Annotated in this window: 15 protein-coding genes; 11 read left to right on the top strand and 4 right to left on the bottom strand. The window is 64.3% G+C overall.

Going from position 1 to position 19560, the window contains the following annotated elements; translation table 11 throughout:
- Positions 1-140: 140 nt before the first annotated feature.
- From DVO78_RS02890 to DVO78_RS02875, 4 genes are read right to left on the bottom strand one after another with little or no spacing between them, the layout of a single operon-like run.
- The gene (locus DVO78_RS02890; RefSeq protein WP_120003318.1) at positions 141-1586 is read right to left on the bottom strand and encodes a GH1 family beta-glucosidase; all 1446 of its coding nucleotides are present in this window, start codon (positions 1584-1586) and stop codon (positions 141-143) included.
- Positions 1583-2506 (bottom strand): carbohydrate ABC transporter permease, encoded by a 924-nt coding sequence (locus DVO78_RS02885; protein ID WP_120003317.1) that lies wholly within the window; start codon positions 2504-2506, stop codon positions 1583-1585. Before DVO78_RS02885 ends, DVO78_RS02890 begins: the two co-directional genes overlap by 4 nt.
- Positions 2503-3555 carry a carbohydrate ABC transporter permease gene (locus DVO78_RS02880; protein ID WP_120003316.1) on the bottom strand — a complete coding sequence of 351 codons (1053 nt, stop codon included), beginning with the start codon at positions 3553-3555 and terminating at the stop codon, positions 2503-2505. The genes DVO78_RS02885 and DVO78_RS02880 overlap by 4 nt, the downstream gene beginning before the upstream one ends.
- Before the next feature lie 3 nt (positions 3556-3558).
- Positions 3559-4869, bottom strand: coding sequence for an ABC transporter substrate-binding protein (locus DVO78_RS02875; protein WP_238385114.1), 1311 nt, complete (start codon positions 4867-4869; stop codon positions 3559-3561).
- A gap of 374 nt (positions 4870-5243) precedes the next feature.
- Here DVO78_RS02875 and DVO78_RS02870 point away from each other — a divergent pair, with 374 nt between their 5' ends.
- The 11 genes from DVO78_RS02870 to DVO78_RS02820 all read left to right on the top strand — a co-directional run bounded on the left by DVO78_RS02870 (position 5244) and on the right by DVO78_RS02820 (position 19426).
- The gene (locus DVO78_RS02870) at positions 5244-6374 is read left to right on the top strand and encodes a hypothetical protein (RefSeq protein WP_157983825.1); all 1131 of its coding nucleotides are present in this window, start codon (positions 5244-5246) and stop codon (positions 6372-6374) included.
- Positions 6375-6614: 240 nt separating this feature from the next.
- Positions 6615-7397, top strand: a complete 783-nt coding sequence (locus DVO78_RS02865; RefSeq protein WP_238385113.1) for an FhaA domain-containing protein — start codon at positions 6615-6617, stop codon at positions 7395-7397.
- A 2-nt stretch (positions 7398-7399) separates the two neighbouring features.
- A complete protein-coding gene (locus DVO78_RS02860) occupies positions 7400-7903 on the top strand; it encodes an FHA domain-containing protein FhaB/FipA (protein ID WP_120003313.1) in 504 nt (167 codons plus the stop codon).
- 7 nt (positions 7904-7910) lie between these two features.
- Positions 7911-9476, top strand: a complete 1566-nt coding sequence (locus DVO78_RS02855; RefSeq protein ID WP_120003312.1) for a PP2C family protein-serine/threonine phosphatase — start codon at positions 7911-7913, stop codon at positions 9474-9476.
- Entirely contained in the window at positions 9476-10951 is a 1476-nt protein-coding gene (locus DVO78_RS02850) for an FtsW/RodA/SpoVE family cell cycle protein (RefSeq protein ID WP_120003311.1), read from the top strand. Before DVO78_RS02855 ends, DVO78_RS02850 begins: the two co-directional genes overlap by 1 nt.
- Positions 10948-12420, top strand: a complete 1473-nt coding sequence (locus DVO78_RS02845) for a penicillin-binding transpeptidase domain-containing protein (RefSeq protein ID WP_120003310.1) — start codon at positions 10948-10950, stop codon at positions 12418-12420. The genes DVO78_RS02850 and DVO78_RS02845 overlap by 4 nt, the downstream gene beginning before the upstream one ends.
- The gene (locus DVO78_RS02840; protein ID WP_120003309.1) at positions 12417-14093 is read left to right on the top strand and encodes a protein kinase domain-containing protein; all 1677 of its coding nucleotides are present in this window, start codon (positions 12417-12419) and stop codon (positions 14091-14093) included. Before DVO78_RS02845 ends, DVO78_RS02840 begins: the two co-directional genes overlap by 4 nt.
- A 26-nt stretch (positions 14094-14119) precedes the next feature.
- Positions 14120-16219 (top strand): protein kinase domain-containing protein, encoded by a 2100-nt coding sequence (locus tag DVO78_RS02835; protein ID WP_120003308.1) that lies wholly within the window; start codon positions 14120-14122, stop codon positions 16217-16219.
- A 9-nt stretch (positions 16220-16228) separates the two neighbouring features.
- Positions 16229-17623 carry a Mur ligase family protein gene (locus tag DVO78_RS02830; protein ID WP_238385112.1) on the top strand — a complete coding sequence of 465 codons (1395 nt, stop codon included), beginning with the start codon at positions 16229-16231 and terminating at the stop codon, positions 17621-17623.
- Positions 17624-17763: 140 nt separating this feature from the next.
- Entirely contained in the window at positions 17764-18465 is a 702-nt protein-coding gene (locus DVO78_RS02825) for a type 1 glutamine amidotransferase (protein ID WP_238385115.1), read from the top strand.
- Positions 18466-19003: 538 nt separating this feature from the next.
- Positions 19004-19426 carry an acyl-CoA thioesterase gene (locus DVO78_RS02820; RefSeq protein ID WP_120003305.1) on the top strand — a complete coding sequence of 141 codons (423 nt, stop codon included), beginning with the start codon at positions 19004-19006 and terminating at the stop codon, positions 19424-19426.
- The last annotated feature ends 134 nt before the right edge of the window (positions 19427-19560 follow it).

The following is a 19560-nucleotide window of genomic DNA, read 5'->3' as shown; positions in this document are numbered from 1 at the left end:
GGCTGACGCCGGCCATCACACCTGAAGCTGGTCCCACCGGGCGGCAAAGCCGCCTCAGCTCTCAGTCAGCATACGCTGACCATCACGCCTGAAGACGGCTGCTGATACACCCGCGTTCGTCATCACAGCAGCCCGGAAACTCACTCCACCACGCCGGTCCTGGCCACCTCCGAGTACCACTGAGCACTGGCCTTCGGGGTGCGCTCCAGCGTGTCATAGTCCACGTGCACGATGCCGAAGCGCTTGTCGTAACCAAAGGCCCACTCGAAGTTGTCCAGCAGCGACCACACGAAATACCCACGCACATCCGCCCCGGACGCCATGGCCTCGTGCACCGCCAACAGGTGGCGGCGGATGTAGTCGCGCCGATCGGGGTCATCGACAGTGCCATCGGCTGCCACGGCGTCGTCATAGGCCGCCCCGTTCTCCGTCACATACAGAGCGACACCGGCGGCTCCTGTGTACTCCGCCTGCAGCCTGACCAGCAGATCACGCAGCGCCTGCGGGTAGACCTCCCAGCCCATGGCGGTCACCGGCAGCCCCCGGGGCACCGAGGTAACATGCTCGGAACCGACATTCGGACTGGGCGGCCCCTCTGCGCGCGCCCGCGCGGCTGCCGCCGAAGCATCCTGCGGGTCCACGCCGGACAGCAGCTCCCCGGTATAGAAATTGACCCCGAGCACATCGATCGGCGCAGAGATCAGCTCCAGATCACCGGGCTGCACGAGGCCCGGGCGCCAGTACCCGGCCTGATCCTCCACCACATCCACCGGGTAGGCGCCGGTGAAGACGGCATCGGCGAAGAACCGGTTGAAGGCGCCGTCGAGTCGGCGTACCGCATCGAGGTCCCCGGGCTTGGCCGGATCAGCCGGCCGGTAGTCGGTGAAGTTCAGGGTCAGCCCCAGCTCCAGCTGAGGATCACGCTCACGCAGGGTGCGCACCGCCAGCCCGTGGGCGAGCATGAGGTGATGAGCCGCCGCGATCGCATCCTCCGGCGAGGTCCGCCCCGGGGCGTGATGCCCGTTGCCATAGCCCAGGAACGCCGCACACCACGGCTCATTCAGCGTGGTCCAGTGCCGGACCTTCTCCCCCAGGGCTCCATAGAGCACCCGGGTGTACTTCTCGAACGCATAGGCAGTCGCCCGGTTCGCCCAGCCACCCGCATCCTCCAGGACCTGGGGCAGGTCCCAGTGATACTGCGTCAGCCAAGGAACGATGCCAGCCGCCAGCAGCTCATCGACCAGATTGATGTAGAAGTCCAGCCCGGCCCGGTTCACCCGCACACCGTCAGGCATCACCCGCGACCAAGAGACCGAGAAGCGGTACACCTTCAGATGCAAGGACTTCATCAGTGCGACATCCTCCCGGTACCGGTGATAGTGGTCGCAGGCCACATCCCCGGTATCCCCTGAGAACACCTTCCCGGGGGTCTTCGAGAAGGTGTCCCAGACGCTGGGAGCCCGGCCGTCGGCGTCGTGGGCGCCCTCGACCTGATAAGCGGCGGTCGCCGAGCCCCACAAGAAGGACGGCGGGAAGGTGACAGCTGCGTGAGAGGTGACAGCCTCGGCTGAGGTGAGAATGGTCATGCTTTGACGGCTCCTTGCATAATTCCGGACACGAGCTGACGGCCCGCGAAGATGAAGAGGATCAGCAGCGGCACCGTGGCCAGGGAGGCACCGGTGAGCACCAGCGAGTAGTCCACGAAATGAGCGGCCTGCAGTTGCTGAAGGGCCACCGGCAGGGTGGGGTTCTGCGGACCGAGCACAATGAACGGCCAGAAGAAGTTGGTCCAGTTCATCACGAACGTGAACAAAAACAGCATGGCTGCGGCGGGCCGGGCGGCCGGAAGGCACACATGGTAGAACGTGCGAATCATCGAACAGCCGTCCACCGTGGCGGCCTCGATCAGCTCCTCGGGAATCGCCTGGCGCAGATACTGGGTCATCCAGAACACCCCGAAGGCGGTCACCAGAGCCGGGACGATCACCGCGGTCAGCTCCCCGGTCCAGCCCAGCCGGGCCATCACCTGGTAGAGCGGAACCACGCCGAGCTGGGTCGGCACCGCCATGGTGGCGATCACGAACACCAGCAGCGGGCCCGACCCTCTGAACCGCAGCTTGGCGAAGGCGTACCCGGCCAGGGTGGAAAAGATCACCACGGAGAACGCCGTGGTGGTCGAGACGATGATCGAGTTCACGGTCGCCCGCCAGAACGGGACGGTGTCCATCACCGTGGCCGCATTGGACAGGAAGTTCCCGCCCGGCCACCAGGGGAAGGTGGTCTCGGACAGGATCGTGGCGTGGTGGGAGCCGATCAGAAAGCTCCACCACAGCGGGAACATACCGCCAAGCACCACCGCCGCCAGACACCCGTACACCACCCATCCTGGTCTGCGCAGGGAGCGGCCAGACCGGTCACGACGGCGCCGGCTTCCCGCTGTGCCCACTGCCTCAGCTGCGCTGCCGGCTTCAGGGTCCACCGGGGCCAAAGGTGCCGGAGCGGTCATCGAGCACCTCCTCTGAACAGGCGACGCCGCGGCGTCGTCTTGGTCTTTCCGCCCTCGCCATCGGCGATCCGGCGGGTGATGGTGAAGTTGATGATGCCGATCGCCACGATCAGCAGGAACAGCAGGACCGCGACGGCGGAGGCCAGCCCGAAGTCGGAACGGGTCCAGCCCAGCTCGTAGAGGTAGAGGGTCATGGTCCGCCACTGACCATCGGTGCCGCCACGGCCATACTGGTCGTACATGCGCGGCTCGTCGAAGATCTGCAGACCGCCGATGGTGGAGGTGATCACCACGAAGATGATGGTAGGGCGCAGCATCGGCACGGTCACTGAGAGGAACTGACGGACCTTCCCGGCGCCGTCGATGGCGGCTTGTTCGTAGAGATCGCGCGGGATGGCCTGCATGGCGGCTAAGAAGATCAGCGCGTTGTAGCCGGTCCAGCGGAAGTTCACCATCGTGGCGATGGCCACGTGACTGGGCAGCGCCCCGGACTGCCAGCCGATCGGATCGATGTTGATCGCCTCTAGCAGTGAGTTCACCAGCCCGAAGCGCTGGGAGAACAGGTTGGAGAAGATCAGCGCGACCGCCACCGGGGTGACCACATAGGGCAGCAGCACCCCCATGCGCCAGAAGGTCTTGGCACGCAGATGGGTGTCGAGCATATAGGCGATGATGATCGCTGCGACCACCTGGGGACCGGTGGAGAGGATGAAGATGCTCAGGGTGTTCCGCAGAGCGACCCAGAACGCCCGCTGCTCCAGTACGTGGATGAAGTTGGCCAGGCCGACGTATTCGCCCTGGCCCATGATGAGGTCCCAGTCGTGGGCTGCGACCCATGCGGTGTAGACCAGTGGGAAGAGGCCGACAATGGCAAACAGGATGAAGAACGGGCTGATGTAGAGGTACGGCGAGTACTTGCGGTCCCAGGTCGAGAGCCGATGCCGGAGAGTCCCCGCTGCTGCGTGCTTGCGGGGCTCCCCGGAGCCGGCGCTCGGTGTCCTGGTGCCTGTGGGCGTCGTCGTCCTCCTGCTCTCAGAGGTGACGGCCATGGGCTATCGCATGGCCTCCACGTCATCGACGAACTTCTCCCAGGAGGAGTCCGGATCGTCGATTCCATCGACGTCCACGCGGTTGAGCGCATCCTGGATGGCGACGTTGATCAGCAGGTAGTTCGGGCCCTTCAGCGGCTGAACCTCGATGTCCTCGGCGCGGTTGGCCAGGATCTCGCCGACCGGGGCGTCGTTGAAGAATTCGTCGGTGGCCGACTGGATCTCCTCCGACTCCAGCGCATCGACCGTTGAGGGGAAGGCCCCGATGGCTTCGAAGGCCTTGACCTGCTGCTCCGGCTCGGTGAGCCAGGCTGCCAGTTCTTGAGCGGCCTCGACATTCTCGCCCTGGGTCGGCACGGTCAAGTACGAGCCACCCCAGTTGCCGCCGCCGCCGGGGAAGACGTCGGCGACGTCCCACCCCTCGACGCCGGAGGCGTTGCCTTCGATCACCCCGAGCATCCATCCAGGGCAGAGCATGGTGGCGAAGCCGTCGCGCTGGAAGGCGTCGTTCCAGTCTCCGGACCATTGGGACAGGCCCGCGGAGAGCTCCTGGTCCACGCTGGCGGTGAGCAGCTGATCGTAGAGGTCCTTCACCTCGGAATTGGTGTCGGCGATGATCTCCCCGTCCTCAGTCTCGAAGGGCACCTCGACCTGGTTGATCATGCCCTGCCAGACATTGTCCGAACCGGAGTACCAGGCGGAGTCTGAGCCGGAGACGAAGTCCTGCCCCACACTGAAGTAGTTGTCCCAGTCCCCGTCGAGCAGGTCTGCGACCTCCTCGCGATCACTGGGCAGCCCGGCCTCCTCAAGGAGATCCGCCCGGTAGCAGATGGCCTGGGGTCCGACGTCTGTGCCGTAACCGATCAGCCGCCCTTCCTCATCCACGGCGTCGTCGTACTTCCAGTCCAGCCAGCGGTCCTCCAGCTCGGGGTCCGTGAGGTCTTCGAACCGGTCGGAGTACTGCATGAACTCCACCAGCCAGTCGACCTCCACCGCCTCGATGTCGCTTGCCCCGGAGTTGGCACCGAGGCTGTTGCGCAGGGCATCGCGGGCGTTCTCGGCGGTGTCTGCCTTGTTGTGCTCGATGGTGATGTGGTCGTGGAGCTCCTCGTACTCGTCGAAGAGTTCTTCGTAGCCGAACTCGTTGAAGGTGGAGACGGTGAGGGTAATCTGCTCACCGTTGTCGGATCCGTTGGTCTCGCCTTCGGCGTCGCCGCCGCAGGCTGAGAGCGTCAGGGCTGCGGCCGCTGTGACCGCCACCGCCGCAGAAAGACGGCGTCCCCGCCAGGTGTGGTTGGAATCTGTGATGCGCACAGCGCCTCCTTGAGTGATCAGATACGAGCGTCAGGCCCCGCTGGCCGGTCCCTCAGCAAGCTGTGAGAGCGCTCTCATGATGTGACGAGAGTAACACTATGGGGCCGCGCGGGCAAGGGCTTGACGCCCAGGACGCAGCCCCGAGGCACCCCAAGCCCCCTACTGCGCCCCTCCCCACATGCGCCGCTGAACCCCGCACCTCTCCGCCTGCCAACCGGAAATCCCTATACCAACGGGAATCGGCGTTGGCTGGAGGAGATTTTGGTTGGCACAGCGGCATCTGGCATGCCTCTCTCCTGGATCTGTCCGGGAAACTTATCCACAGATTCAATCTGCTTGGTCACATTTCATCTCATGTCATGCATATTGGTGTCATGGAACCAGACGATGGACTCCTCCTCCCCATGGTGAACGGCGGCGAGAACCGCCAACGCTCCAAGAGACTCTCTACGGCGGTGGAGAGAGGCCAGATGCTGCGCCTGAGACCGGGCATCGGAATTCGGCCTGAGACATGGCTCAGAGCCCCGCGCTGGAAGCAGTTTCTGCTCGTGGCGGCCGCTGCCGCCGCCCAAGACGAGTCACGGATCTTCGCTCGCGAGACATCGTTGGCACTGCGCGGAATACCGCTGCTTCACACCCCTGAGGCTGTGCAGATTCGGGCACACGGCTACGGGCGCAACGGCAGATCCCCAGTGCGAGCCCTCACGGGAAACGCAGATCAGCAGACGGTCAGTGCCATGATCCGACGTGTGCTGTCTCCACAGGATCCGCAGCGGGAACTCTGGAGGCTGAGGCCCCTTCCGCTCAAGCGCATTGAGGCTCCCCTGCCCCGGGGGATATCCCGGCAGCAGCTGCGACAACGCATCAGATCGGGACAACAGCGGATTGCCTGGGAGCATGTGGCGGCAGGGCCGCTGGGCAGGGCCGCCGATCCCCCGCCCGGCTATCGCGTAGATCCACTCGAGATTGCCCTGTTGACCGCAGTGCCAGCCATGTCTTGGCCTGAGGCGGTGACTGTTCTGGATGCGGTCAAACGGCAAAGCATGGATGTCGATCAGCTGGTCCCACACTGGGACCTTCTCAGAACAGGAGCTGCCGAACGGGCATTCCTGGGCGCTTGGGAGTTCGCTGATGCCCGGTCCGAATCGGCACTGGAGTCCTGGTCCCGCGCTGTCATCCACCAGCTCGGCTTCGCCGCCCCCTCATTGCAGCGCGAGATTGTTCTTCCCGACGGTAGCTTGGCCCGGGTGGATTTTCTCTGGGAGGACGAGGGCATCATCGGAGAGGCCGATGGTCTCGCCAAATACAGAGCCGGCGGCTACACCGAGGATCCGGATGCCGAACGCATCAGGGAGAAGCGGCGCCAGAATGCGCTCGAGCACCTCGGGTACAAGGTGCGGCGCTGGGAAATGCGTCATCTCCGCGATCCAGGCAAGCTCGCCGAGATTCTGCATGCAGCCGGAGTGCCCCGGGTTCCTCACCGACAGCTCGCACCTGCCAACTGAAATCTCCGCAGCCAACAGGAATTCAGGTTGGCACGGGGATTTAGGGTTGGCAGCCAGCGGCGGTGGGCATGTGCGCTAAGAGATGGCATACATCACAGAAAATGCGCATCAGTATGCTATTTCATCCGGTGGCCGAAGGTTTGCTGACATGTTCCAACAGTGGGACAGTAGACTCTTCCGCAAGACTGCCCACAGTGCACCCGCCGGAGACATCAGCGGATGCACCTTAGACCACAACCTGTGAAGGAGGTGCCAGTGGGACTTCTCGACACGCTAGAACGCGGCATTGAGAAAGCCGTCCGAGGTGCCTTCTCCGGACGCGGAGGGAGTGTCGGTCCCGTGGAGATCGCCACAGCAGTACGCCGCCATATGGACCGTGAGTCCTCCACCGCTGCCAATGGTGCAGCCTTGGTGCCCAATCTCTACAAGATTCGGCTCTCGGAAGATGACTTCACCGAAGCCAAGAAGTACGGCACCGCCTTAGCCGAGGAACTCTGCGGAGAGATCGTCCGGCACGCAGACTCCCAGGGCTATACCCTCCTAGGTCCGGTCAAGGCCACGTTTGTGAAGAACACCGAGCTGCGGCGCGGTCAGATGAGCATTGAAGGTCAGAATGACCGTGACCTGGACCCCGCGGCGCCCAAGCCTCATGCCTCAGTACCCCGACCGGCTCATGCACCGCCGGCCGCGACCGCCGCGCTGCCCCAGCGAGCCCGCCGCAATGCACCGGCCCCGCACCGTCCCGCCGGAACCTTGAAACACGACGGCCGGACCTATGCTTTGGAAGAGCACCGCACGGTAATCGGCCGATCCTCCACCGCAGACATCACCATCTCCGACACCGGCGTCTCCCGCAAACATCTGGAGGTCACCCAGGCAGGATCACGCTGGATCGCCCGGGATCTGGGCTCCACCAATGGTTCCTACGTGGACGGTCAGGAGCTGCGCAGCGCAGAGACCGAACTCTACGACGGCGCAGTGATCACCCTGGGCAATGCGCGGATGCACTTTAGACTGAGCTGATCATGAGCGAACTCGCCATCACCGTGCTGCAGTTCGGACTGCTGCTGCTGCTCTGGATACTCATCCTCTCCATCATCGCCGCCCAGGGCCGCGACATGATGGTCTCCAAGCGTTCCCGCACCCGAACTCAGCACAGCAGCGGTTCGACGGACACCGCCGCCGCACCGAGCAGCACTCCAGCTGCGGTCCACCACTCCGGCCAGACGCAGCGCCCGCGCCCCAAACGGCTGGTGATCTCTGAGGGCCCCCTGGTGGGCACGGAGATCGAACTCGGTTCAACACCGATCATGCTCGGCCGCGCACAGGAGTGCACAGTGGTGCTCGATGACGACTACGCCTCCGGCAAGCACGCCAGGCTCTTCCCCCAGGGCTCGCGCTGGTTCCTGGAGGACCTGGGCTCCACCAACGGCACCTGGCTCGGTGATGAGCAGCTGACCCGTGCCTCTACCGCTGAGCCCGGAGACCGCATCCGCATCGGTAAGACCGTCCTGGAACTGAGGACCTGAATCCATTATGAGCCTGGTCTTCCGCTTCGCCGCGCGCTCAGAAGACGGTGTGGTCCGTTCCAAGAACGACGACTCCGGATATGCCGGGCGCTACTTCGCCGTTGTCGCCGACGGGATGGGCGGCCACGCCGGCGGCGATGTGGCTTCGGCCTCCACTGTGCTGGACCTGGCCCACCTGGACACCCGCGGATTCGCCGAACCGGACACCGTGCTGCCCGATGAGATCCAGACCGCCAACGCGTTCCTCAACAAGCTGGTCAAGACCAACCCCAAGCTCGCCGGCATGGGCACCACCATCACCGCTGTGCTGATCACCGAGCAGAAGCTGCAGTTCGCCCATATCGGGGATTCCCGGGCCTACCGTCTCAAAAAGGGCAGGTTCCGCCAGGTCAGCCACGACCACACCTTCGTCCAACGCTTGGTCGACGAGGGGCGGCTGGATCCTGAGGCCGCCGAGTATCACCCGCACAAGAACGTGCTGATGCGGGTGCTCGGCGATGTGGACGCCTCCCCCGAGCTAGACATCACCAGCTTCCCCCTGGAGTCAGGAGAGCGCTGGCTGTTGTGCTCCGACGGGCTCAACGCCGTGGTCTCGGACCGGCTGATCGAGCAGAAGCTGCGCAGCGGTGAGGCCTTGGAGAAGATCGTCGACGAGCTGGTGGACCTGACCCTGGAGGGCGGGGCCCCAGATAACGTCACCGTCATCGCCCTGGATGTGGTGCAGGCCGAGGAGGAGCACCTGGCCGGCTCCGACACCGTTCCGCTGAGCGAACAGGCCGTCGCCGCCGCTTCTACCGCTGACTTCGTCCACGGCGGCGATCACTCCAAACACACCATGGAGCTCGACGTCATCCCGGTGGTCAACCGGGACGCCCTGGAGGGTCTCTCCCCGGAGGAGGGTGAACTCTCCCCGCTCTCGGCGGCCATGGTGGAGCGCACGCTCGGGGTCCGCCCGCACAAGCTGGTCGGCGCCGCCGTAGCTGCTGCCGAGACCGGCACCATCCCAGTGGTTCCGCGCAATGTGGACGAACACCCCATGGCCGCCCTGCTGACCGGCCAGCCGCTCAAACCGGTGCGCCACACCTACTCCGAAATGCTCGGCGAACCCCGCCCGGAGGGCCAACCGCCAAGCCCCGAGAAGAACGACGCCGCCCAGACTCCGGAACACACCGAGGAAGCACCCAGCTCAGAGGAGTCCGACGACGAATACGAGCTCGATGAGGAGGAACTGGAGACGATTCTGCCCAGGCGGCGTCGTCGTGCGTGGTTCCTGCCCACTTTCGTGGCACTGTTGGCGGTGCTGATCGCGGTGGTGACCTTCCTGGGCTACGTGTGGACCCAGACCCAGTACTACGTGGGCAGCGACGACGGAGAGGTGGCGATCTTCACCGGGGTCTCCCAGTCCCTGGGTCCGATTACGCTCTCTGAGGTCGACGAGCACACCGGTATCAGCACCGACGAGCTTCCCCGCTATGACCGCAACCGGGTGGAATCCGGGATCTTCGCAGAGGACCGGGCCCACGCCGAGCAGATCGTGGAGAACCTGGAACGGGGCATAGGAGGCGGAAACTGATGCCTGCACAGCATGAGACTCATCCCCGGCCGCGGCGCAACATTGAGCTTGTCCTGCTGGTGATCGCTCTGACGATCGGCATCGGCGCCCAGGTGCTGGTGGGCCTGAACCTCGAGGACGCCATTGACCAGCGCTACTGGATCGAAGGCGGGGTCCAGGCCGCTCTCGCCCTGACCTTTCATATTGTGCTGCGCCTGCGCGCCAAGTACGCCGACCCGTTCATCCTGCCGATCGTGGTGACCCTCAACGGCCTGGGCATTGCCATGATCCACCGGTTGGACTTCACCGGCCAGTACGAGGGCGTGGCAGACCGGCAGCTGATGTGGACCGCTGTTTCCATGGTGGCCGCCATGGCGCTGCTGGCGCTGCTCAAGGATCACCGGAGACTGCGGCAGCTGACCTACATCTCCTTGGCGGCCAGCGTGGTGCTGCTGTTCCTGCCGATCGTTCCGGGACTGGGCCAGGACATCGCCGGCGCCCAGGTGTGGATCAGCATCGGGCCGATGAGCTTTCAGCCCGGCGAGCTGGCCAAGATCACCTTAGGGATCTTCTTCGCCGGGTTCCTGGCCAACAACCGTGATCTCATCCTGTTGGCCGGAAAGAAGATCGGGCCGATGACCCTGCCGCGGGTGCAGGATCTGGGGCCGCTGTTCCTGGCCTGGCTGATCGCCATGGGCGTGCTGGTGGTGCAGAACGACCTCGGCAACGCGCTGATGTTCTTCGGGCTGTTCGTCGCGGTGATCTATGTGGCCACCTCCCGCATCTCCTGGATCGTGATCGGCGGGGTCTTCGTGGCCGCCGGAGCGGTGCTGGCCTACCAGTTCGTCTGGCACGCACGGAACCGCTTCGCCATCTGGCTCAACGCCTTCGACCAGCAGATGTACGATCAGGACCTGGGATCCCACCAGCTGGTGCAGGGACTGTTCGGGCTGGCCCACGGGGGACTCACCGGCACCGGACTGGGCTCCGGCTCACCACAGATCGTGGCCCTGGCCAACTCGGACATGATCATCGTGGCCTTCGGCGAGGAGCTCGGATTCTTGGGCCTCTCGGCGATGCTGGTGCTGTACCTGATCCTGTTCTCCCGCTATATGCGCGCCGGACTGGGCACCCGGGACCACTTCGGCAAGCTGCTGGCCGTCGGCCTGGCTGTGGTGCTGGTGCTGCAGGTGTTCGTGGTCGTCGGCGGTATCACCCGGGTGATCCCCATGTCTGGCCTGGTCAGCCCGTTCCTGGCGGCCGGGGGCTCAGCGCTGCTGGCCAACTGGCTGATTGTCGCACTGGTGCTGCTGATCAGCCATGCCGCACGGCGCCCCATTGTGGTCGGCCCCATGCTCAACACCACCGGCGAAGGCGCCTCCGGGACTGAGGATCCGCTGCGGGGCCGAGAGACCGGTCAGCAGCACCCGGTCCAGAACGACGCCGTCCGGCAGCAGCACCCGGTCCCGGCACCTGGGGACGGTGAGCGTGCATGAATAGAGCCATCCGCCACACCTGGGTCGTCTCGGTGGTCATGTTCCTGTCCCTGTTCGTGGCGCTGTCGCTGATCCAGGTGGTCTTCACCGATAACCTAAACTCCGATGGGCGTAATTCACGCCAGATCATCGCCGACGCGGGAGCTCCGCGCGGGCCCATCACCGTCGACGGCGCCCCGATCGCCGAGTCGGTGCCCAGCGAAAACAGCCAGTACGACTACCAGCGGGTCTACCACGACCCTGAGCTGTACAGCTCCATCACCGGTTTCTTCGCCGTAAGTGAGGCCAGGGGCGCCCAGCAGGGCATTGAGAGCGCACTCAATGACTACCTCTCAGGGCAGTCGGACTCCCAGTTCTTCGACCGCGTCACTGCTCTGTTCACCGGCGAGACGCTGATGGGCGCCCAGGTGGAGCTCACCCTTGACCCCGCGCTGCAGCAGCAGGCCTACGAGCTCATTCCAGAGGGTCAGCGCGGGACCATTATCGTCTCTGACCTCAGGAACGGTGAGATCAAGGCGATGGTCTCCGAGCCCAGCTACAACACCAATGACCTGGCGGTGCACTCCGGCACTCAGTTCGCAGAGAACCTGGAGAACCTGGAGAACCAGGAGGGTATGCACCTGTACTACAACGATGCAGTCAACAGACCGATCTTCCCCGGCTCCTCCTTCAAACTGATCACTGGCCTGGCCATGCTCGAATCAGGAGACTACGAACTCGACACCGAGCTGGAGAACCCCAATGAACTCGACCTCCCGCAGACCGAGCGCATCCTGCCGAACTTCGCCGACGGCGGCTGCAGCCAACGTGCAGAGGCGGAGCTGACCTGGATCTTCGCTCAGTCCTGCAACACCCCTTTCGCCGAGGCTGCCATGGAGATGGGGGAAGATGCCCTCCTGGAGTCTGCCGAGGCCTACGGCTGGAACCAGAGCTTCAATATTCCGCTCTACGTCAACCCTTCCCAATTCCCGGCCGTGGAGTCTGACGCCGAGCTGGCCTACGCCTCCATCGGTCAGGCCAGTGTGACCGCCACCCCGCTGCAGATGAACATGGCCGCTGCCGCGATCGGCAACGGCGGCACTATGATGCAGCCGCAGCTGGTGGACACTATCCGCGGCTCGGACCTGCAGATCCTCTCCTCACCGGACCCCGAGGTGTTCAATGAGGTCATGGACTCCTCCACCGCCGCGGACCTCACCGAGATGATGGTCGCTACCGTCGAGGAGGGGACCGCCTGGCGCGCCGATTCGAATCGGTTCCAGGTCGCAGCCAAGACCGGCACCGCCCAGCGCGGGGACGCCACCGAAACCGGACCTGAAACCTACAACACCTGGATCACCGGATTCGCTCCGGCCGAGGATCCGCAGTATGCGGTCACCGTGGTCTACGAGGGCATCGACATGGGAACAGGCAATGACCTCGCTGGTTCCCAGATGCTCACTATGCTGGAAGCGGTGATTGAAGAATGAGGCCCGCAGTCGGGCTCACCATGGGCGACCGCTATAAGCTCACCGAGCGTATCGCCATCGGTGGGATGGGCGAGGTGTGGAAGGCCGATGACCAGGTCCTCGGCCGCACTGTCGCGATCAAAATCCTCAAAGAGGAGTACACCGGCGACGAGGCCTTCCTCCGCCGGTTCCGTGCAGAAGCCCGGCACACCGCCCTGCTGAAGCACCCGGGCATCGCCGACATCTACGACTATGGCGAGCAGGCCGGATCCGGCTATCTGGTCATGGAGCTGGTGCCGGGCCGTCCGCTGAGCGTGATCCTGGAAAAGGACAAGACGCTCCCGTGGGAGAAGGTTCTCTCCATCCTGGCCCAGACCGGCCGCGCCCTCCAGGTCGCCCACGACCAAGGACTGGTGCACCGGGACGTCAAGCCCGGCAACCTGCTGATCACTCCCACCCGCCGGGTGAAGATCACCGATTTCGGCATCGCCCGGCTGGCTGATCAGGTGCCACTGACCGCCACCGGGCAGGTGATGGGCACTGTCCAGTATCTCTCCCCGGAGCAGGCCACCGGTCAGCATGCCACCGGCTCCTCGGATATCTATGCCCTGGGCGTGATCGGCTACGAGGCCCTGGCCGGGCAGCGTCCGTTCACCGGGGAATCACAGATCGCGATTGCGCTGAAGCAGGTCAATGACCCGCCCCCGCGGCTGCCGGACCATGTGCCGGACCATGTGCGTGCCCTGATCATGACCATGTTGGCCAAGGACACCGACCAGCGTCCGGCCAATGCCACGAAGATGGCCGATGCCGCCGAAGCCCTGCTCCGCGGTGACTTCGAGGCCGCCGTAGCTGCCGTACCGGCTATTGAGAACCATCTGGGCGGGGCCGGGGACGACGACACCCAGATCCTGCCCACCGCCTCGCAGTCAGAGACCGCGGGGACCCGCCGGCCAGGGGCTCTTTCGGCGGTGACCCCCGAACAGCCCACTGACTTCTCAGCGGCCATGCCGCCCACAGACCACGTGCAGGCTGTCAGTTCGGCGGGCTCAGCAGCTCAGGAACCAGAGAGCGATGAAAGTTCAGAGACCGGTTCCTGGTGGCGTCGCCGCTGGCCGGTGATCACACTGCTGCTGTTGGTTCTGCTGGCCATCTTCGGTGCCTGGGTGCTGCCGATGATGGCGGCCAATGATGACGACCCCGAAGGAACCTCCACAGTGGTTCCCACTCAGTACATCACCCAGTACGCCACGCAGACGGCCACGGCCGAGCCTGATCTGATCGAGGTGGACGAGGACGAGCTGCTGGGACTGGCCGTGGACGAGGCGGTGGAGCTTCTGGACGGACAGGGTCTGCAGGTGGAGACCGAGGAGGTCGCCTCCCAGCAGGCCGCAGGCGTGGTCACCGGGGTCACTCCCGCCGGCAGCCTGCCCCCGGGGACCACGGTCACCCTGTTCTTTTCGGCCGGGCCGCCTCCCCCTCCTGCCACCACGCAGGCACCACCTCCAGCGCCGACCACGGAGTCCCCGCCGCCCTCGCCGAGTCCTACACCGACTCCCACGCCTACTCCGACGGAGACCCCGACCTCCCCGTCGCCCACGCCGTCTCCGTCCCCCACCGAGACGACGGAGACCCCGACCTCCCCGTCGCCCACGCCAACCCCCACCGAGACCGAAGGTGAGGAAGATGACTAGGACCGAGACGATGAGACTGGTGGGTCATGACTGAGACCAGCAAGCGGGTGCTCAACGGCCGCTATCAGATTGAGGCGCTGATCGGACGCGGCGGCATGGCCGATGTCTACCGCGGTCTCGATCTTTCTCTCGAGCGTGAAGTCGCGGTGAAGATGCTTCGCCCGGACCTCGCCCGCGACCCCATGTTCCAAACCCGGTTCAAGCGTGAGGCGCAGTCCTCAGCCTCACTGAACCACCCCAATATTGTCGGGGTCTATGACACCGGTTCAGCGGAGGTCTCCGAGAACGGCGGAGACATCAAGACTCCCTTCATCGTCATGGAGTACGTCGATGGTGTGACCCTGCGGCATATTCTGCACGGCACCCCGGCCGGCAGTGAGGAGGGCGATGTGCCCCCTGCGCCTCCGGAGACCTCGGGCACCACCGCCGAGACGACTCACGGTGAGGGGGATGTGCTGGGGGTGGCCGATCCGGATGCGACCCAGGTGGTGCCCCATGTCACCGAGCCGCTGCAGGAGAAGATCGACTCTGCCCTGAATCAGCCGCTGACCGAGCAGGACGCCGCAGGGTACATGTCCGGTGTGCTGGCGGCACTGAGCTACTCGCACTCGCGCGGAATCGTGCACCGGGACATCAAGCCCTCCAATGTGATGGTCTCCAACGCCTCAGATGTGAAGGTGATGGACTTCGGCATTGCGCGGGCCCTGGCCGACTCTGCACAGACCATGACGCAGACCTCCGCAGTGGTCGGCACCGCCCAGTACCTCTCCCCTGAACAGGCCCGTGGGGAGGTGGTCGATCACCGCAGTGACCTCTACTCAGCAGGTTGTGTCCTATTCGAACTGCTGACCAACCGGCCCCCCTTCACCGGAGACTCGCCGGTCTCTGTGGCGTATCAGCATGTCCGGGAACAGCCCCCGGTGGTCTCGGACTACAACAACCGTGTCTCCCCCGCCATGGAGTCGGTAGTGGCCAAGGCACTGACCAAGGACCCCGCACTGCGGTTCCAGACCGCGGATGAGTTCGACGACGCCCTGGCAGACGCCTTGCGGGGCATCCCGGTGGATGAGGGGGCCACCACACAGTTGGCGGCAGTGGGCGCGGCGGGATTCGACGATCTTGTCTCGGGGACACCGGCGATGTCAGCCCGCACCCCGGAGGATCCCGACTATGAGGACTACCAGGAGTACGGGCAGCGGCCGCAGCGCCGCAACCGTGCTGGCTTCTATGTGCTGCTGGTGCTCATTGCCCTGGCGCTGGTCGCCGGAGCAACGTTCTTGCTGGCCCAGATGATGGGCGGCGGGCCCGATGATGACCAGCTGACCGAGGACGGGCTGGTGGTCATTCCGGATGTCTCCGAGATGCCGCAGGCGGATGCGCATGCCGAACTGACCAATCTGGGGCTGAGCGCTGAGGTGGTGACTGAACCCCACGGTGAGGTCGAGCTGGACCACGCCGTGCGCACTGACCCGGAGGCCGGGTCTGAGGTGGAGCCGGAATCCGAGGTGGTCCTCTACATCTCCGAAGGCCCGGGCGAGATCGAAATCCCCGAGGGGCTGATCGGCGAATCGGAGGACACTGTCCGCGGCATCCTGGAGGAAGCAGGCCTCCAGGTCGGGGAGGTCACCGAGGAGAATCACCAGGAGTACGCCGCCGGCGAGGTCATCAGCACCGATCCGGAGTCCGGCACCACCGTCGATGCCGGCAGCACCGTGAACCTGGAAATCTCCACCGGTGAGGTGGAGCTTCCCGGGGCGATCGACAACTACGTCGGTCAGTGGCGCAACCTCGGCGAGGAGTATCTCGTCTCCGAAGGCTTCGAGCTCACCTCCCAGCCGCGCTGGGTCGAGACTGAAGACATCGACAGCAGCGGTGAGCTGATCGGCTATGAGGTCAACGGTGAAGAGGTCTCCGGCGGAGACACCATCCCCAATGATGCGGTCATCCAGATCGTCGCCGGCTACCTCCCGGACTCTGAGGAGGAGGACGAGGAGGAGGACGACAGCGACGAAGAAGACGAGGACAACGACGACGAAGACAGCAGTGACGAAGATGGCGATGACGAGGACGCCGACGACGAAGAAGACGATGAGAACCAGGACAACAGCGACGATGACGAGGAGTAGGCATTGAGGGTGACCCGTCCGTATCTGCCACGTCCGGTCACCATTCTCATCGGCCGGACCGCACGCACTCTGACCAAGTGGCGCGGCGGCTCCGGCTCCGCCTTCCCCGGGCTTGTCGTCGAGCGTCTCAACCCCGGTTTTCTGGCCGGCGTGCTGGCGCAGCTCCCCCGCGGCGTCGTCGTGGTGTCGGGGACCAACGGTAAGACCACCACCACCAAGATGGTCGTGGAGCTGCTGCGCGGCCAGGGGCTGAAGGTCTTCACCAACCGGTCCGGGTCCAACTTCACCCGCGGTGTGGTGGCCTCCCTGCTCGGTGAGATCAGCCCCACCGGCAAGCTGGACGCCGATATAGCCGTGCTCGAGCTGGATGAGGCCCATGCGGTGCATTTTGTGCGGGCGGTCAACCCCCGGTACAGCCTGCTGCTGAACGTGATGCGCGACCAGCTGGACCGGTTCGGCGAGATCGACACCACCGCCGGGATGCTGCGCATTATCGCCGAGCACACCACCGGCGGCGTAGTGCTCAACCGGGAGGATGCCCGGGTGGCGAAGATCGCGGAGTCCCTGGACCAGCAGCAAGTGCGCTACTTCGGTCTGGCGCCGGCGCTGCGGAAGCATTTTCCCTCCGACGATGACCTTCACAGTGCTAGTGACGTGCCTGACGGCACGCAATCCTCAATCGCCTCGGAAGATCCCGAGCAAGCTCGGCTCTCCGCTCAGCTCAATCGGTTCTCCGCGGGCGGGGAGACCCCGCCACGCTCGGTGCCCGGCGATCCTCCAGCCGATGTGGTGCTGACCGATTTCGGCATCCAGCGGGGCACTTTCCGCATCGGCACCGAGGAGGTCACCACCGAGCTGAAAGTCAACGGAGCGTACAACATCTATAACGCCGCGGCCGCGCTTGCTCTGGTGCGCCAGGTGCTCGGCGGGGAGATCGACCGCGAGGCACTGCTGATGTCACTGAGCCAGGCCGCCCCGGCGTTCGGCCGTGGCGAGTCGCTGACCGTAGCAGGCCAGCCGGTGGACCTGGTGCTGGTGAAGAATCCGGCCGGCTTCCGGCTGGGGCTCTCCAGCTTCCCCGCACAGGGCGTGGCCACCATGATCGCCATCAACGACAACTACGCCGACGGCCGGGATATGAGCTGGCTGTGGGATGTGAGCTTCGAGTCCTTGGCCGAGCAGGGTGTGGCGATGGTCTCCGGGGTCAGGGCCCATGACATGGCGCTGCGGCTGAGCTACGACGGGGTGAGCATCGCCGCGCTGGAGCCCCAGCTGGTGGTGGCCCTGGACGAGTTCCTGGCCGCGCATCCGGACACGCCTAAGCGGATCTTCTGCACCTACACCGCCATGCTCGCCCTGCGCAAGCACCTGGGCTCCTACACCGAAGTGGAGGCGTTCAACTAATGTCAGAGTCAGTCCCGGCGGCAGAAGAACCCCGCTCGGTCCCCGATGTGACCCACCCCCGTGGCGTGCAGGGGCCGGGGCCTTCACCCCAGAAGAGCACCGGCAGGCAGATTCGGGTGCTGCAGCTGTATCCGCGGGATATGAACATCTACGGCGACTACGGCAATGCGCTGGTCCTCAAGCGCCGCCTGCAGTGGTACGGCTACGATCCGGTGATGCTGACCTATGACCCGGGCGACGAGTTTCCCGAAGCCCCCGATATTCTGATCGGCGGCGGGGGGCAGGACTCGGGCCAGGACCGCATCCAGCAGGATCTTCTGGACATCGGCCAGCGCCTGCACACACTGGCCGACCAGGACATACCGATGCTGATGATCTGTGGGCTCTACCAGCTGTTCGGGCACTTCTTCGAGACCCGGGAGGGCTCCAGAATCTCTGGGATCGGGATTCTGGATGCGGAGACCTACGGCACCGACAGCCGGCTGATCGGCAATGTGGTCGCTGAGTCCTCCGAGTTCGGGCGCATCATCGGCTATGAGAACCACTCCGGACAGACCTACCTGGGCGTCCAGGTGACGCCGCTGGCCCGGGTCACCACCGGTGAGGGCAACAACCAGAAGGACGAGCACGAAGGCGCCCGGTACCGCAATGTGCTGGGCAGCTATCTGCACGGGGCGCTGCTGCCGAAGAACCCGGCGGTCGCCGACTTCCTGATCGGCACGGCGGTGGAACAGAGGTTCGCGGAGAAGCTGCCGGAGCTGTCCGCGCCGTCGTCGGCGCCGCTGAGCCTGAACGCACTGACGGATCAGGCGCGCAGAACCGCTGCCTCCCGCCCCCGCTGAGCTGCGACACTCGCCTGATGTCAGGTGCCTGTTGGGTTATCAGCACCCGTGGGCCGCAGATTGTCGTCGTGTCGGTTTGCGGAACGAACCTACTCGAATGAAGGTAGCCTCTAAGCCCGAACCACGTAAGCGGCCCAGGGCAGCCGATCGTCAATTCGTCTACCCCGCACAGAACTGTTGAGTTGCTGGAAGATCGATGCCTTCACCTGGTCGTAGACCGGTGGGACCGCGATAGCGGTTCATCAGGTCATTGACGACAACACGCAGCTGACATCGGCGATGTTATGAGACAGAAGCGTCCACGATGTCCCAAGACTGAACAATGCCAACCCATTCCCACCGTTAATCAGACAGTCCCCGAGACCCTGTTTTAAGAGTCATGGTGATAAATGATGAACCTTGAGTGATGTGTCAATAACGTCATCTCCGCCATAATCCGCTTACTATGTAAGGTGACCTGTGAGAATTTATGAAGTGAGACATCATGGAAACCATCTCGGCTGCGCTCTGACGCAGGATTGTAAAGGAGCTAGTATCTTTGAGTCAGTCCCCCGAGAATTATTTTGAGTGCACTATACAGACCCGCTGGTCAGATCAGGACCTCAATGGTCATGTTAATAACGCCAAGGTGCTGACTCTGGCTGAAGAGGCCCGGGTGCAGGCGAGCAATGCGTGGTCGGGTGCGGCTCCAGATGGTTCCCAGCCGCGTGTGGTGCGATCCATGAATATAGTTTTCGATCGTGCCATCCATTATGGAAAGAATGTGCAGGCCCGGGTCTGGGTTTCCCGCATCGGGAATACTTCCTTCAGGTTGTGTCACGAGTTGCTTCAAGAAGGCCAACGCTGCGCGTTTGTGGAAAGTGTGCTGGTACTCATGGACCCCAGCACAAACCGTCCCACACCGCTGACGGAACAGCAACGCGCTGAATTGGAGTCCGCGTTAGTGGCTTCAGACAGCTGATCTGAGATATTTGTCAATGTGTCAGTGAGAAGTGCCCAGGGGCGGCCAGCAGAATTACCCGCTGGTGGCCACTAGTAGAGCGTCGTGGCTAATGTTTGGGGTAGAGGTGGCGGAGTCTGGTGCGGGCGTCGTCG

It is taken from the genome of Nesterenkonia muleiensis (assembly GCF_003600155.1).
Taxonomy (GTDB): Bacteria; Actinomycetota; Actinomycetes; order Actinomycetales; family Micrococcaceae; genus Nesterenkonia; species Nesterenkonia muleiensis.
The sequence above is the reverse complement of the archived record's forward strand: the minus strand, read 5'-3'. Positions and strand labels throughout refer to the sequence as shown.

What these genes read in the sequence shown, in the direction of transcription:
- DVO78_RS02890 (WP_120003318.1), bottom strand. Translation starts at nt 1,586, where the DNA reads ATGACCATTCTCACCTCAGCCGAGGCTGTCACCTCTCACGCAGCTGTC.
- DVO78_RS02855 (WP_120003312.1), top strand. Translation starts at nt 7,911, where the DNA reads ATGAGCCTGGTCTTCCGCTTCGCCGCGCGCTCAGAAGACGGTGTGGTC.
- DVO78_RS02880 (WP_120003316.1), bottom strand. Translation starts at nt 3,555, where the DNA reads ATGGCCGTCACCTCTGAGAGCAGGAGGACGACGACGCCCACAGGCACC.
- DVO78_RS02885 (WP_120003317.1), bottom strand. Translation starts at nt 2,506, where the DNA reads ATGACCGCTCCGGCACCTTTGGCCCCGGTGGACCCTGAAGCCGGCAGC.
- DVO78_RS02835 (WP_120003308.1), top strand. Translation starts at nt 14,120, where the DNA reads ATGACTGAGACCAGCAAGCGGGTGCTCAACGGCCGCTATCAGATTGAG.
- DVO78_RS02870 (WP_157983825.1), top strand. Translation starts at nt 5,244, where the DNA reads ATGGAACCAGACGATGGACTCCTCCTCCCCATGGTGAACGGCGGCGAG.
- DVO78_RS02845 (WP_120003310.1), top strand. Translation starts at nt 10,948, where the DNA reads ATGAATAGAGCCATCCGCCACACCTGGGTCGTCTCGGTGGTCATGTTC.
- DVO78_RS02850 (WP_120003311.1), top strand. Translation starts at nt 9,476, where the DNA reads ATGCCTGCACAGCATGAGACTCATCCCCGGCCGCGGCGCAACATTGAG.
- DVO78_RS02840 (WP_120003309.1), top strand. Translation starts at nt 12,417, where the DNA reads ATGAGGCCCGCAGTCGGGCTCACCATGGGCGACCGCTATAAGCTCACC.
- DVO78_RS02825 (WP_238385115.1), top strand. Translation starts at nt 17,764, where the DNA reads ATGAACATCTACGGCGACTACGGCAATGCGCTGGTCCTCAAGCGCCGC.
- DVO78_RS02860 (WP_120003313.1), top strand. Translation starts at nt 7,400, where the DNA reads ATGAGCGAACTCGCCATCACCGTGCTGCAGTTCGGACTGCTGCTGCTG.